This window comes from Herbaspirillum sp. 1173 (genome assembly GCF_031455335.1).
GTDB lineage: Bacteria > Pseudomonadota > Gammaproteobacteria > Burkholderiales > Burkholderiaceae_D > Herbaspirillum > Herbaspirillum huttiense.
Map to the genome: position 1 here is coordinate 631,300 of NZ_JAVDSP010000003.1, position 12,409 is coordinate 643,708.

19 protein-coding genes and 1 pseudogene are annotated in these 12,409 nt (G+C 61.1%); 4 read left to right on the forward strand and 16 right to left on the reverse strand.

Annotated features, from left to right (window positions below; genetic code table 11):
- Positions 1–4 precede the first annotated feature (4 nt).
- Complete coding sequence (locus J2X56_RS14625; RefSeq protein ID WP_310160670.1) at positions 5–1,276, reverse strand: CmpA/NrtA family ABC transporter substrate-binding protein; 1,272 nt, start codon at positions 1,274–1,276, stop codon at positions 5–7.
- Positions 1,277–1,859: 583 nt separating this feature from the next.
- Between J2X56_RS14625 and J2X56_RS14630 the strand changes: the two genes are divergently transcribed.
- Both J2X56_RS14630 and J2X56_RS14635 read left to right on the forward strand, forming a co-directional pair.
- Complete coding sequence (locus J2X56_RS14630) at positions 1,860–2,018, forward strand: DUF3309 family protein (protein WP_039788823.1); 159 nt, start codon at positions 1,860–1,862, stop codon at positions 2,016–2,018.
- A 226-nt stretch (positions 2,019–2,244) separates the two neighbouring features.
- The gene (locus J2X56_RS14635) at positions 2,245–2,634 is read left to right on the forward strand and encodes a hypothetical protein (RefSeq protein WP_209531961.1); all 390 of its coding nucleotides are present in this window, start codon (positions 2,245–2,247) and stop codon (positions 2,632–2,634) included.
- 117 nt (positions 2,635–2,751) lie between these two features.
- On the opposite strand, the gene J2X56_RS14640 is transcribed toward J2X56_RS14635, so the two are convergent.
- The 14 genes from J2X56_RS14640 to J2X56_RS14705 all read right to left on the reverse strand — a co-directional run bounded on the left by J2X56_RS14640 (position 2,752) and on the right by J2X56_RS14705 (position 11,027).
- Positions 2,752–2,967, reverse strand: coding sequence for a glycine zipper 2TM domain-containing protein (locus J2X56_RS14640; RefSeq protein ID WP_008326509.1), 216 nt, complete (start codon positions 2,965–2,967; stop codon positions 2,752–2,754).
- 44 nt (positions 2,968–3,011) lie between these two features.
- The gene (locus tag J2X56_RS14645) at positions 3,012–3,380 is read right to left on the reverse strand and encodes a hypothetical protein (RefSeq protein WP_134134591.1); all 369 of its coding nucleotides are present in this window, start codon (positions 3,378–3,380) and stop codon (positions 3,012–3,014) included.
- 260 nt (positions 3,381–3,640) lie between these two features.
- Positions 3,641–3,811, reverse strand: coding sequence for a CsbD family protein (locus J2X56_RS14650; protein ID WP_034338233.1), 171 nt, complete (start codon positions 3,809–3,811; stop codon positions 3,641–3,643).
- A gap of 289 nt (positions 3,812–4,100) precedes the next feature.
- Complete coding sequence (locus J2X56_RS14655) at positions 4,101–6,134, reverse strand: PAS domain-containing protein (protein ID WP_134134593.1); 2,034 nt, start codon at positions 6,132–6,134, stop codon at positions 4,101–4,103.
- The gene (locus J2X56_RS14660) at positions 6,118–6,258 is read right to left on the reverse strand and encodes a hypothetical protein (RefSeq protein WP_166675041.1); all 141 of its coding nucleotides are present in this window, start codon (positions 6,256–6,258) and stop codon (positions 6,118–6,120) included. The genes J2X56_RS14655 and J2X56_RS14660 overlap by 17 nt, the downstream gene beginning before the upstream one ends.
- Before the next feature lie 40 nt (positions 6,259–6,298).
- Entirely contained in the window at positions 6,299–6,796 is a 498-nt protein-coding gene (locus tag J2X56_RS14665) for a response regulator (protein WP_227022578.1), read from the reverse strand.
- An 83-nt stretch (positions 6,797–6,879) separates the two neighbouring features.
- Positions 6,880–7,509, reverse strand: coding sequence for a response regulator transcription factor (locus J2X56_RS14670; protein ID WP_006464715.1), 630 nt, complete (start codon positions 7,507–7,509; stop codon positions 6,880–6,882).
- A gap of 345 nt (positions 7,510–7,854) precedes the next feature.
- A complete protein-coding gene (locus tag J2X56_RS14675) occupies positions 7,855–8,184 on the reverse strand; it encodes a BON domain-containing protein (RefSeq protein WP_008326489.1) in 330 nt (109 codons plus the stop codon).
- Positions 8,185–8,320: 136 nt separating this feature from the next.
- Positions 8,321–8,698, reverse strand: a complete 378-nt coding sequence (locus J2X56_RS14680; RefSeq protein WP_310160662.1) for a cell envelope biogenesis protein TolA — start codon at positions 8,696–8,698, stop codon at positions 8,321–8,323.
- 179 nt (positions 8,699–8,877) lie between these two features.
- Positions 8,878–9,090, reverse strand: coding sequence for a CsbD family protein (locus tag J2X56_RS14685; RefSeq protein ID WP_034338221.1), 213 nt, complete (start codon positions 9,088–9,090; stop codon positions 8,878–8,880).
- A 72-nt stretch (positions 9,091–9,162) separates the two neighbouring features.
- Complete coding sequence (locus tag J2X56_RS14690) at positions 9,163–9,726, reverse strand: ferritin-like domain-containing protein (protein ID WP_034338218.1); 564 nt, start codon at positions 9,724–9,726, stop codon at positions 9,163–9,165.
- A gap of 122 nt (positions 9,727–9,848) precedes the next feature.
- Positions 9,849–10,163, reverse strand: a complete 315-nt coding sequence (locus J2X56_RS14695) for a YqjD family protein (RefSeq protein ID WP_034338215.1) — start codon at positions 10,161–10,163, stop codon at positions 9,849–9,851.
- Positions 10,164–10,608: 445 nt separating this feature from the next.
- The gene (locus J2X56_RS14700; protein ID WP_121037815.1) at positions 10,609–10,791 is read right to left on the reverse strand and encodes a hypothetical protein; all 183 of its coding nucleotides are present in this window, start codon (positions 10,789–10,791) and stop codon (positions 10,609–10,611) included.
- Between the two features lie 38 nt (positions 10,792–10,829).
- Positions 10,830–11,027 (reverse strand): CsbD family protein, encoded by a 198-nt coding sequence (locus J2X56_RS14705; protein WP_034338209.1) that lies wholly within the window; start codon positions 11,025–11,027, stop codon positions 10,830–10,832.
- Between the two features lie 341 nt (positions 11,028–11,368).
- On the opposite strand from J2X56_RS14705, the gene J2X56_RS14710 reads away from it, so the two are divergent.
- Positions 11,369–11,530, forward strand: coding sequence for a hypothetical protein (locus J2X56_RS14710; RefSeq protein WP_158601235.1), 162 nt, complete (start codon positions 11,369–11,371; stop codon positions 11,528–11,530).
- 78 nt (positions 11,531–11,608) lie between these two features.
- Positions 11,609–12,073, forward strand: a complete 465-nt coding sequence (locus J2X56_RS14715; RefSeq protein ID WP_034338206.1) for a PA2169 family four-helix-bundle protein — start codon at positions 11,609–11,611, stop codon at positions 12,071–12,073.
- A gap of 123 nt (positions 12,074–12,196) precedes the next feature.
- Here the strand turns inward: J2X56_RS14715 and J2X56_RS14720 are convergent.
- Positions 12,197–12,409 (reverse strand): annotated as a pseudogene (locus J2X56_RS14720) (ABC transporter ATP-binding protein); the annotation flags it as partial.

Here is a 12,409-nt window from a genome sequence, read left to right on the forward strand (position 1 = left end):
CCGCTTACACCTTGATCTTGAACGCCTGCGCGTAGGCCGCCGGATTCTTGCCGTCCCACACCGTACCGTCCATCAGTTTGGAACTGCGCATGACGTCCTTGGGCAGCGGTGTCTTGGTCATCGCGGCAGCGTCCTTGTAGAGATCGATCTGGTTGACCGACTTGGCCACGGCCAGGTAATCCGGATCACTCTTCAACAGGCCCCAGCGGCGGTGCTGGGTCATGAACCACATGCCATCGGAGAGGAAGGGGAAGTTGACCTGGCCTTCGTCGTAAAACTTCATGTAGTTGGGATCGTCCCAGGTCTTGCCCAGGCCGTTCTGGTAGCGCCCGAGGATGCGCTGGTCGATCACGTCCTTGCTGGTGTTCACATAGGATTTGTCGGCGATCACCTCGGCCATCTTGTTCTTGTTGGCCAGCGAGGCATCGATCCACTTGCTGGCCTCCAGGATGGCGGCCATCATGGCGCGACAGGTGTTGGGGTACTTCTGCACGAACTCCAGCGAAGTGCCCAGCACCTTCTCGGGATGGTCCTTCCAGATGTCCTGGGTGGTGATGGCGGTGATGCCCACGCCATCGACGATGGCGCGATGGCCCCAGGGCTCGCCCACGCAGAAGCCATCCATGTTGCCCACCCGCATGTTGGCCACCATCTGCGGCGGCGGGACCGTAATCACCTTGGCATCCTTCATCGGATTGATGCCGTTGGCGGCCAGCCAGTAATACAGCCACATCGCGTGGGTGCCGGTCGGGAAGGTCTGTGCGAAGGTGTATTCGCGCTTGTCGGTCTGCATCAGCTTGTAGAGCGATGCGCCATCGACTGCCCCCTTGTCAGCCAGCTTTTTGGACAAGGTGATGGCCTGGCCGTTATGGTTCAGGCCCATCAGCACCGCCATGTCCTTCTTCTGGCCGCCGATGCCCAGTTGCACGCCATAGATCAGGCCATACAGCACGTGGGCCGCATCCAGTTCGCCGTTGGTGAGCTTGTCGCGCACGCCGGCCCAGGAGGCTTCCTTGCTGGGGACGATCTTGATGCCGTACTTCTTGTCGAAACCCAGCACCGAGGCCATCACCACCGAGGCGCAATCGGTCAGGGGGATGAAGCCGATCTTGACTTCTTCCTTTTCCGGCTTGTCCGAGCCGGCCGCCCACGCACCGCCCGGGAGCATGCCCAGCATGCCGCTGCCGGCGGCCAGTGCACCGCCCTGCAGAAGGGAGCGGCGCTTGCCGTCCACCCTGTCCGCTGCCTTGAGCGCGCTGTCCTGTGCATCCTGCATGCCGCTGCCGAGCGCGCCTGTCTTGCCTGCCTGACCTTTGGATTCCATAGCACCATTCCCCTTGCGTTGCGATTTGAAGAAAGCCCAAACAAAAAAAGGCGTGTTCCGACATGGATGACCCATACCGGAAGACGCCTTTGTCCTGGACGGCGCGACCGCCATTGGCCACACCTTCACGTTGCTTGCGCATTGCTGCGCTTGTGCATCAGCTTCAGCAAAGAGCGTGCCAGAACCGCGACGCACCTCGGAAAGCCGCATGGGAACTGCGTTGCGAGGGAACACGATGAGATCCGCAGCGGCAGGAGGAGGACCGCGCGGCGCGATCAAATCGGGCGGGATCCGCACTTCGGTTGTGCCTTGCACCAAGTTGGCAGCGATTTGTCAGGGTCGCAACGATGGCCTGCGCTGGCCAAGCCGGGGGCGCGGCCACCTACTCACGCTTGCCGGATTTTCCTACAGCACATTGCGATGGGCGCTGATCGTGCGGCGGACCGGCTGACCCTAAGATGACCCCAGCTTTACGAATCACCCGGCGCTTGCACCCTGGCGGGCAAGAACGAACTCAATAACAAAGGAGAAATCCATGACCCTCGGCACCATCCTGCTCATCGTCCTGATCCTGATCCTGCTCGGCGTCATCCCCGCTTGGCCGCACAGCCGCAGCTGGGGCTATGGTCCCAGCGGTATCGCTGGCACCATCGTCATCATCCTGCTGATCCTGCTGCTGCTCGGCAAGATATAAGGCGGGGCGGCAGCCGGCCTGTGCGGTCCGGCTGCCCTGGCCCCAGCCTTCAGACGCTCCCTTCCCTCCCGCAAGCCTGATACCATCCGGTGGCGGACGGGAAAACGGCGCGGACGGTGCCTGTCACCGTCCGCGCCGTTTGCTTGTGGACGCCGCCTCGCACTGCCGGGGCAAGCTCACACGCACGGCTTTCCCTGCTCCCGTACCGTGATGAGGCTGACATCAGATGAACAATAAATTCCTCGCTTCTCCCCTGCCCGCTCTCCTGGCGGCCCTGAGTCTGCTTTGCGCGGCCGCCGCGCACGCTGCTGAAGAAGATGTCAGCAAGGCCGATCCCCAGCGCTGGTACCAGGAAGACAACAGCGCCAAAGGCCGGCTGCAAAACCTGAACAAGGAAACCGCTGCCGCCTATGCCGAGGCGCTGCAGGGCTGCCGCAGCCTACGCGGGAAGGATGCTGCAGCCTGCCGCAAGCAAGCAGCCGACGCCAGGTCGCAGGATGCTGCGCGGGCACAGCGCATCTTCAAGGACTACCAGGGCGGCGAACCCGCGGCGACACCCATCAAGGGCGAGCGCAAGCCGATGCACAAGCACGGCGCCAAGTCGGCGGCAAGATAAGCGGTCGCCATCCACCTCCTGAATGCAACAACGCCGCGCCAGGTCACCCTGTCGCGGCGTTGTAGTGGGCCGCTCCTCAGCGCGAGGAGCGGCGGCCGGGATCAGCCGGCCAGCGAATTACTTGCCGACCTGATTGCCGATGACGCCACCGACGGCGGCACCACCCACGGTCCCGATGGCGCTGCCACCGGTGAGGACGGCACCACCGACGGCACCGGCACCTGCGCCGATGGCGGTGTTCTTGTCTTGCTGGGTCATGCCGCTGCAGCCGGTCAGGGCGGCAAAGGCACAGATGGCTACCGAGGTCACTGCCAGTTTTTGCATGGTCTTCATGATGACTCCTTCCTCTTTGTCGAATAGGGGAATACGGCCGCCGATCAGGTCGACGGACGCATGATCACGCGCGGTGCCTTGGGCTGTTGTGCGTGATCACGATAAACCGGTGCGCTGGGCGCAGCCTTGGCCGGTTCGCGTTGCGCTGCCGGATCCTTGCCATCGGCGCGTGCGCCAAACAGCAGCACGGCGTTCTGGAGGGACTTGGAGCGCTTGCTCTCGGCCATGTCCATGTAGCGGAATTTCTTCTGCCCCAGCTTGTGCAGACGCGCTGCATCCACCGGCATGTGACGGTCCATCGTGGAAGCCGACCAGCGCGATGCGCTGTCGACGGCTTGCGGAGTTTCTGCGAAAGCGTGAGAGGCGAAAGCCGAAGCGGCTGCCAGCATGCAAATACCGACTGTTTTTTTCATGGTCGTCCCTTTCAGGGGTCCCTTCTGGCGGTGAGCAAAATTTCATGCGGCAAACCGTGAACTCTTTTGCAATTCCCGGCTCTACCAGCACCATGACCACATGGTCGCGGAAATTGCTGCATCACAAAATCAGCCGTTTCCGATATTGGTGTAGGCGTTTTCCTACACGCGCTGTGCTGCCTGCTTCAGATGTCCTTCACACCCTGCCGGCCCGTGCCGCCGGTGCCTGATCAGGTCACCGGAACACGGACATTCAGGACTTAGTCCTTGGCGGCTTCCTTGGCATCGCCATAGGTCTTCTGGACGTTGCCTTCGACCTGCTTGGCAGCACCCTTGACCTGCTGGCTGGTATTGCCGGTCAGCTCACCGGTCTTCTCCTGCACCTTGCCTGCCACTTCCTTCAAGCTGCCTTTAATCTGGTCCTTGTTCATGATGGCTCCTTTGGGTTGTTTGCCTGATGGTTACCCGGTGCCGCACTGGGCTGGCTGCCGGCTCCGCCACCCTTGCCGGCCCGACGGGCGGTGAGTGACGATGAATCCATGGTACCGATGAGCCTGTCGGGCGAACATAAGAGAGTCGTCCTTTCACGCGTAGGAAAAAACGAAAAACGGTGCAGGAAAAACGCTCCCCAAACAAACCTCACCAAAACGCAAAAAGCCGCCCTGGGGGCGGCTTTCAGAGGGTGTGACGCAATCTTGAATACCGTCGGGCGCCGGCCCGTCAAGTCTCGCTGGCAGCAAGTTCCGGACGGATCGGCAGGCTGATGCTGATGAGCGCGCCCTTGCCCGGCGTGGAGCGGATATCGACCTCGCCACCAAAGAAGGTGGCACGCTCACGCAGGCCGCGCAGACCGTAGGTCTTGTGGTTGTCGCGCCGCTCTTCGGGAATGCCCACGCCATCGTCGCGCACGGTCAGCGCCACATGATCCTCATCGACATCGAGAATCACGTCGACCTTGCTGGCCTTGGCGTGCTTGGTCACGTTGTTGAGCATTTCCTGCAGCATGCGGTAGATGGCGATTTCCATCTCGTGGCCCACATCGACGTCTTCATCGGGCAGGCTGGCGTGGCAGGCGATGCCGGTGCGCTCGTGCAATTCATCAAGCTGTTCCGAGATCGCGGCCTTCAGTCCGAACAGGTCCAGGGTATTGGGACGCAGCTCGGTCTGGATGCGCCGGGTGGTGGCCACCAGCGACTTCATCAGGCCTTGCATGCGGGTCTTGCGATCGGCCCATTTTTCATCCGGCGGCAGGATCTGGTAGACCCCTTCCAGGTGCATCGACAGGGCCGTCAGCGACGCGCCCATGTTGTCATGCAACTCGCGGGCGATGGCACGCTTTTCTTCCTCGCGCACCGTTTCCAGGTGGTTGGTCAGTTCGCGCAGCAGCGCCGTACGCTCGATGACGGTCTTTTCCAGCCGGCTCTCGCGCTCGCGCAATTCATCCTCGGCCTGCTTGCGTTCGGTGATGTCGGTGCTGATGCCGATCACACCCTGCACGCTGCCATCCTTGCCGAACCACGGCACCTTGGCAGTCTGGAAGGTCACCACGCCTTCGGGCAGGTGGAGCGTCTGCTCCAGCTTCTCGGGCTTGCCCGAGGCCATGACGCGGCGATCATCGCGGTCGACGGTGTCGGCCTCTTCCTCGACCAGGAACAGTTCACGGCTCGAGCGGTACATGGTCTCTTCCCAAGTCTTGCCCAGCTTGTGCAGCGTGGCCGGGTTGGCGAAGATCATCAGGCCCTGGCGGTTCTTGACGAAGATCGGGTCGCTGGTACTTTCACTGACGGCATTGAGCAACGCACTGGTTTCGGCCAGCTTCTGGGCGTTGCGCGTGCGTTCGCCGTATTCGCTGTCGAGCCGGCTGGCCGAGCCCCAGAAGATGAAGAGCACGATCACGCCGTTGATCAGCGTCAGGGTCGGCAGCACCAGCTCCGGCAGGATCCAGCCATGCGTCATGCCCCAGTTCAGCAGCAGGCTGAAGGCCAGCAGCAGGAACAGGGTCTGCGGCAGCAGATGGCGCAGCATCTGGCCACCGGGCGCCATGCGCAGGATCACCGCCATGAGCGGATGCGAGGGACGCGCCATCAGCAAGGCCGCGCCCAGCAGTGCAAACACCAGCGACGACAGCAAAGAGATGGGCAGCGGGAAATCGAGATAGATGAACTGGCTCACGTCATACAGGTAGCCCACCAGCGGAATGGCCGACAGCGCCATGAGCGTGAAAGCCAGGTATTCCGCCGGGTAGTACCCGCCCAGCAGACGCCAGTCGTGCAGCAGCAAGGCCAGCGCCATCAGCACGAAGCCCACCGACAGCAAGGGCGGAATGGCCAGTGGCGAAATCGGATGCGCACCATCCAGCGGCAACCAGCCCAGCGAGTACATGATCCCCTGCACCAGCGAGGCCACGCCCAGCACCAATAGCAATACCGCCAGGCCGACGGCCAGCTTGCGCACCGAAGGACGGCGCGCGCCGGAATGCATGCAGCGGAAATAGAGCGCCGAAGCGCCCAGGATGAACCCGCCCGCCGTCACCTCCCGCACGGCCAGCAGGCCCGAGAGCAGGCGACGATATTCTTCGCCCAGCAGGCCGGTCACCAGCACCACCACGCCCAGCAGGATCACCGCCATGGACAGGCCCATGGCCAGCGTCACCATGCTGCTGTAATGCGCGTGTGACGCGGCAAAATACTCCACCGATGCGCTGTTCTGGAGATCGGCGGAGGACGGACGAAGGCCGTCATTGTTCTTCTGCATCGTCGAAAATCCCTTGCTTTGGTGCGACCCGTGCCGCCTGCGCGCCTTCTGTGGCGGCCTGCTTGCCATGATCGGTTCTGATTGTCTGATCCATCAAGGTCGCGCCGAACTGCCCTGGCGACATGCTGGGTAGCTGCACCACATGATGCAGCAAAAAAATAAACTTACATTCCGCCCGTCTGCGCCCGCCCCTGCGGCGGCGTATTGCTGCTCGATGAGGTGCGCCCGGACTTGCCCGCTCTCTTCTGTGCCAGTTCTTCCAGCAGGTCACACAGCAGCGGCAATTCTGACGACTTGTCAAAGAAGTGCTGCACCCCGCATTGCACTCCCACGCGCCGATAAGTCGGGCTCACATGATTGCTGAACACTACCTTCACTTCGCTCTGGCGACGCGTATTGGAGCGCGCCAGGGACTGCAGCAGGCTCATGCCATTGCCCTGCTTCAACTGGATGTCCAGGATCAGTACGTCATAGCTGTTCTGCTGCAGATGGCGCAAGGCCTCCAGTTCGGTTTCGGCGTAGCCCACCAGGCGCACACCGGCGATTTCCGACAGGCTCTCCACGATCAGGTCCCGCACGTCCTCCGAATCCTCCACCAGGAAGATCCGCAAGGGCGTCCCGTCGCTGTCGCGCTGGGCCCTGCTGTTGAGATTGTCATCCATGATGCGCCGTACCACTCTTCCTTGCCTGCCGCCTGGCCAGAATGGCCAGTGACGGCGGCATATCCGCCCGGGGGAAACCCGGCTCAGTCGATCAGATTGTTCTTGATCGCGTAATAAATGATGTCCGCGTTGTTGGTCATGCTCATCTTCTGCAGCACGCGCGAACGATAGGTACTCACGGTCTTGACCGACAGGCACAGCTCGTCGGCGATCTGCGTCACACCCTGGCCTTGACCGAGCTTGTAGAAGATCTCGTACTCACGCTGCGACAAGGTTTCATGCAACGGCTTTTCCGAATCCACCGGTTCGCTGGTGAGCAGCTCGGCCACGCCATAGCTGATGTACTTGTGCCCGCGCAGGATGGTGTTGATGGCGTTGACCAGTTCGGTCGCCAGCGCTTCCTTCTGCACATAGCCGGAGGCACCGCTGCGCAGCACCTGCACCGCATAGCGGCTCTCGGGGTGCATCGACAGCATCAGTACCGGCAATTCCGGTTTTTCTCGCTTGATCTGCTTCAGCACTTCCACGCCACTCTTGTCGGGCATGGCGATATCGAGCAACACGATATCCCAGTCCTGTGTTCGCACCAGGCGAATGGCTTCTTCCGCCGTGCTGGCCTCCCCGCCGATTTCCATCGACGGAATTTCCGAAATGAAGTGGTGCACACCAGCCCGTACGACCGCGTGGTCATCGACTACAAGTATTTTTGTCATGGCATTTTTGAGCGGTGAATTGATACTTCAGCGCCGTTGGCGCTGCTTGGACCTGTTTTATGTTTTTACTCGATTCCGGCGAGGACCCTGCACACGATTCCGTACAGCAATCTGTACACGATTCACGCGCGTCCTGCGGCCGGCATCGCTGCCTCCCTGTCCTGACAAGCCGGCTGGCCTGCCCCTGCCTGGCAGCAACGGGTTCCAACTATACCTGACAGGCCCTGACCTGTCTTCTTGCGAAACGCACCGGCTCGCCCGATGCGCTTTGCAAGTGGCACGTCCACAAGCTGACAAAGCGCGGACCGGTCAACAGACCGGCCACGCGCTTGCAAGTTCCCCGCGTTATTGCTTCAGGCGCAGGTCATTACGCACCGAGACCACACCCTTGACGCCACGGGCCAGTTCGGTAGCGCGGGCAGCGGAGGTGGAGCTGGAGACGAAACCGGACAGCTGGACCACGCCCTTGTAGGTTTCGACGTTGATTTCAGCGGACTTCAGATTCGGCTCGTTGAAGATGGCAGCCTTCACCTTGGTGGTGATGACGGCATCATCGACGTACTCGCCGGTGCCTTCCTTGCCCGGGCTGGATGCGCAGCCCACCAGGGAAACCATGAACAGGGCCAGGAAGAAACCGAGGAAACGCTTGGTCAGGGACATTTTGGTCAGCGACATGATGAAACTCCTTTGAGTTGGTTTGCGCAATCAGGTGACTGCGACAGGAACGAAATAAAGAATTTGCCTTGGATCCGCCCGGGCCCCTGGCCCGGTGCAAATCCACTGCCATTGCGCTCAATCGCGCGGGACAGGATTACTTGCCGAACTTGGCCTTGGCATTGGCCACGCACTTGTCCTTGGCGTCGCCGCTCATGGCATCGCACTTTTCCTTGGCGACGTCATAGTTGGCGTCGTTCTTGTCCTTCATGGCGTCCTTGTCGGCTTCCACGCCCTTGCGCTTGGCCTTGGCGTCAGAGATGGTGGATTCGTGAGCTGCCTTGGCTTCCTTCTCGCAGACATCCTTGTCGTTGCCCTTCAAAGGACCGCACTTCTTCTTGGCCGCCTTGTAGTCGGCATCGGCCTTGGCCTTGTCTGCCTTGTACTGGGCCGCTGCCGGATCGGCTGCGAAGACTGCGCCATGCATGCCGATAGCGGCTGCGCCGAAGATCATGGTTGCGATGATTTTTTTCATTGTGTCCTTCCTCATGGTTTGCTTGGGTTGCGGCCTGGGGCCGTATTCTTATGCAGGCCGGCATGGTGACCGGCCTGCGTCCTGCACTTGCACTCACTCACACTCACACACTCCAACTCCTTGCCGTACCCACGCCGGGACTGCGCGCCCGGCGGCGGTACGTCGAAAAGCAGGGGCGCTTACTGGCGCAGATCCTTGTTGCGATCTTCCCAGTCGCGAATCTGCTTTTCGGCTTCGTCCTTGCTCACGCCGTAGGCTTCCTGCACGCGGCCGGCCAGCTGGTCGCGCTTGCCGGCGATGACGTCGAGGTCGTCATCGGTCAGCTTGCCCCACTGTTCCTTGGCCTTGCCCTTGAATTGCTTCCAGTTGCCTTCAACGATGTCCCAGTTCATGTCAGTCTCCTTGCAAAGTTGCGGGAACGAATTCCCGGAATGGTCGGCTGTTCCAGTGCGTTCTGAGCGGGCTTACAGGCCCAGCAGATCGCTCATGTCGTCGGCGTGCTCTTCTTCCTGCGCCATGATCTGGATCAGCAGGTGCTTGGTGGTCGGATCGTCGTCGCCGATGCGTTCGATCATCTGGCGATAGGCTTCGATGGCCACACGCTCTTCCACCAGGTTGGCGCGAATCATGTCCTTGATGTCCTCGGACTCGTCGTATTGCGCATGGCTGCGCTCGGCAATGGTCTTGGGATTGAAATCGGGCTCGCCATTGAGTTGCACGATGCGCTCGGCAATCTGGTCGGCGTGGCTTTGCTCTTCCTGTGCGTGCGCCAGGAACTCGCCCTTGATCGCTTCCACGTTCAGGCCCTTGGCGGTGTAGTAGTGGCGCTTGTAGCGCATCACGCACAGCAGCTCGGTCGCCAGGGCATCGTTCAACATCGCCACGACTTCTTCGCGGTTGCCGCGATAGCCTTCGGTGACGGCACCGTCATCGATCTTCTTGGCGGCGGCACGGATGGCGTCCTTGTCGAGGTGGAAGCTTTGCTTGCTCTTGACGTCGGTTTTCGGTGGATTCTTGGTCATGGTCATTCCTTCTCTCCGGTTTCTTGACTAATGCGCGCTTCAGCTTTCATCGCCGGCAGCGCGCCTGGCTGGATCCGGACTGGCCGCGAGGGCCACACCGGGTTCCGGGAAAATCCTCTGCGCAGTGCTCAGTAGCGGTCCGCGCTGCGGCCCACGGCCAGACCGACCAACAGGCCGATGCCGGTGCCGATGGCGATGGCACGCCACGGGTTGGACTGCACGTAATCGTCGGTGCTGGTGACGATCTGGCGGCCGGTTTCAACTACTGCGGCCTGCGCATCCTGCGCGGTGTTGAGGGCCTGCTCCAGCAGATCCTGGGCGCTGGCGCGCAGATCGTCGGCCTTCTTGCCGGTGGCGTTGGCGGCCTCGGCGAACAGGTCCTGAGCTTGTTGCAGCAGGGATTGCACGTCGGTACGGGCGGTCTTGAACTTGTTGGCTTGCATGCTTGGCCTCCTTGTATGCGTTACGGTTTGATCGGGGCGGCGGGGATGATCCGACCACCCGAGGTGAGGCATTCTCACGGTGTTGCTCACATCAGGTACTGCAGCACGATCAGCATCAGCACCGGCACACCCAGAAGCCATCCGAGCACGAGCTTGTCCATGATCTCCTCCCTTGTTCTTGGTCATGCCGGGCGGTTGCGGACTGACTCGACGCAATTTCCGGCGCCTTCGTTGATGCTGTCCTGCTGCTGTGTTGCCTTGTATTACCTGGTCTGTTACCTGTATTGCACGGTGCTGCTTTCGCGCTATCCGCTCGATGCCTGATGCGGGTTGCCGCTTGTCTCAGCGAGTCAGGTGCACGATACCGATGCCTTGTTGCGCTTTGTATCGGAGTCAGCCCGATTGGCGTGTAGGACAAAGGCCCATCAACCTGCGTTGCCGCCTGTCACCGCACGCGGCGGCGGGCCGTCGGCGGCGGGCTGCCGCCCTCGTCTTCCCAGCGCTGCAGGGCGATGTCCTGCTGGCGCTGGTCGCGGCGCTGCGCCTGGCGAGCCAGCATGCGCAGGCTGGCACCGACGGCCACACCGGCGATGCCGGCGGCCCACAACAATGTCTTTCCGAAACTCATCAATGCTCTCCTTCGGTTTGCGTCGCAGCGGCGTCGCCTTACAGCGAACCCGCACGCTGGCGCAGGGAGCGCTTGATCAGATCCTGCGCTTCGCCGACGGCGTGCATGATGCGACCGTCCATCTGGCGGCGCTGTGCCGCACGCTGCAGTTGCACGTTGCCCAGCACCGATCCCACGCTTTCCTGGAACTTGCCGAGGGCAAAATTGAACTGGCCGGTGATCGTCTTCTTGTTCATGATGTGGTTCCTCGTGGTCAAGGGTTCAACATGGATTGAAAGGAGCGGTGCAGGTCTTGCGTAGACATGTTCGCGATTCGCAGCAGCGTTTTTTGCTGCCTGAGTCACCGTGAACATCATGGGAAAAATGATAGCGAGCGCCTACTGTTCTGCTCTATAGGACGGCGGCCGATTGTTTTGTAGGACAAAGCGGAAAGCCTTGTCAGCATTGGCGTTTCGCCGGGTCGGGTGTTGCTCACCGTAGCGTTTCAGGCAGCAAAAAGCTGGGCCGTTTCCTACATCGGCTTGCGGTCCAGTCCGATGGAAATCGATACGCCCGGATCCTAGGATGGAAACGTGCAATGACGGTCCCGTTTCGTCCGGCAGGTGAGCAAGGGGAAAACCGGATCGTTGACCATTTACCTGAACCCGACAAGGAGAACATCATGGGCAAGTATTTCCTCGCATGGCTGTGTGGCGTCCCGGCATTTCTGCTGGTGCTGATCTATTTCTTCGTCCACTGACCGACTCACTGCCGCTTCCATTTGCATCCGCGCTGCAGCGGTGCGTGAAGAAGGCGAGCCAAAAGAAAGGAAGACAACATGACCAACGACCACCTGATTTCCACCCTGAACGACCTGATCCAGATTTCCATCGATGGCGAAAAAGGCTTCCGTGCCTGCGCCGATGATGCACAGGAACGCTATATCCCCTACAAGGAAACCTTCAGGGAACGCGCGACGGCCTGCGCCCAGGCCGCGCTGGACCTGCAGGACCTGGTGCAGCGCCTGGGCGGCGAACCGGCCAGCCACAGTACGCTGGGTGGCACGCTGCACCGCCAGTGGGTGAACCTGAAAAGCGCCATCACCGGACGTGATGACGAAAGCATTCTGGACGAATGCGAACGCGGCGAGGATGCCGCCGTCAATGCCTATCGCAAGGCCTTGAGTGAAGAGCTGCCGACCGATATTCGCCTGGTCATCGAGCGCCAGTATCAGGGCGTGCTGGCCAACCATGACAAGGTGCGCAGCCTGCGCAATGAGGTGCGGGCACGCAAGGCGGCCTGATGGCAGCGATTGTTCATCCCTGCGTCATCGTGGTTGGATGACGCAAAAAAAGCGCAGCCTCGGCTGCGCTTTTTCGTCGATGTATCGCAAATGATTTATATCATTTACGAATAATAGATCGACTTATCCCTCACCCAGATAAGCCGCCTTCACCCGCGGATCATCCAGCATCTGCTGCGCCTGCCCTTCCATGGTGATCAGGCCCGACTCCATCACGTAGCCGCGATGCGCCGCCTGCAGCGCCAGCTTGGCGTTCTGCTCCACCAGCAGGATGGTGATGCCCTGTGCCGACACATTGCGGATCACTTCAAAGATCTTCTCCACCATGATCGGCGA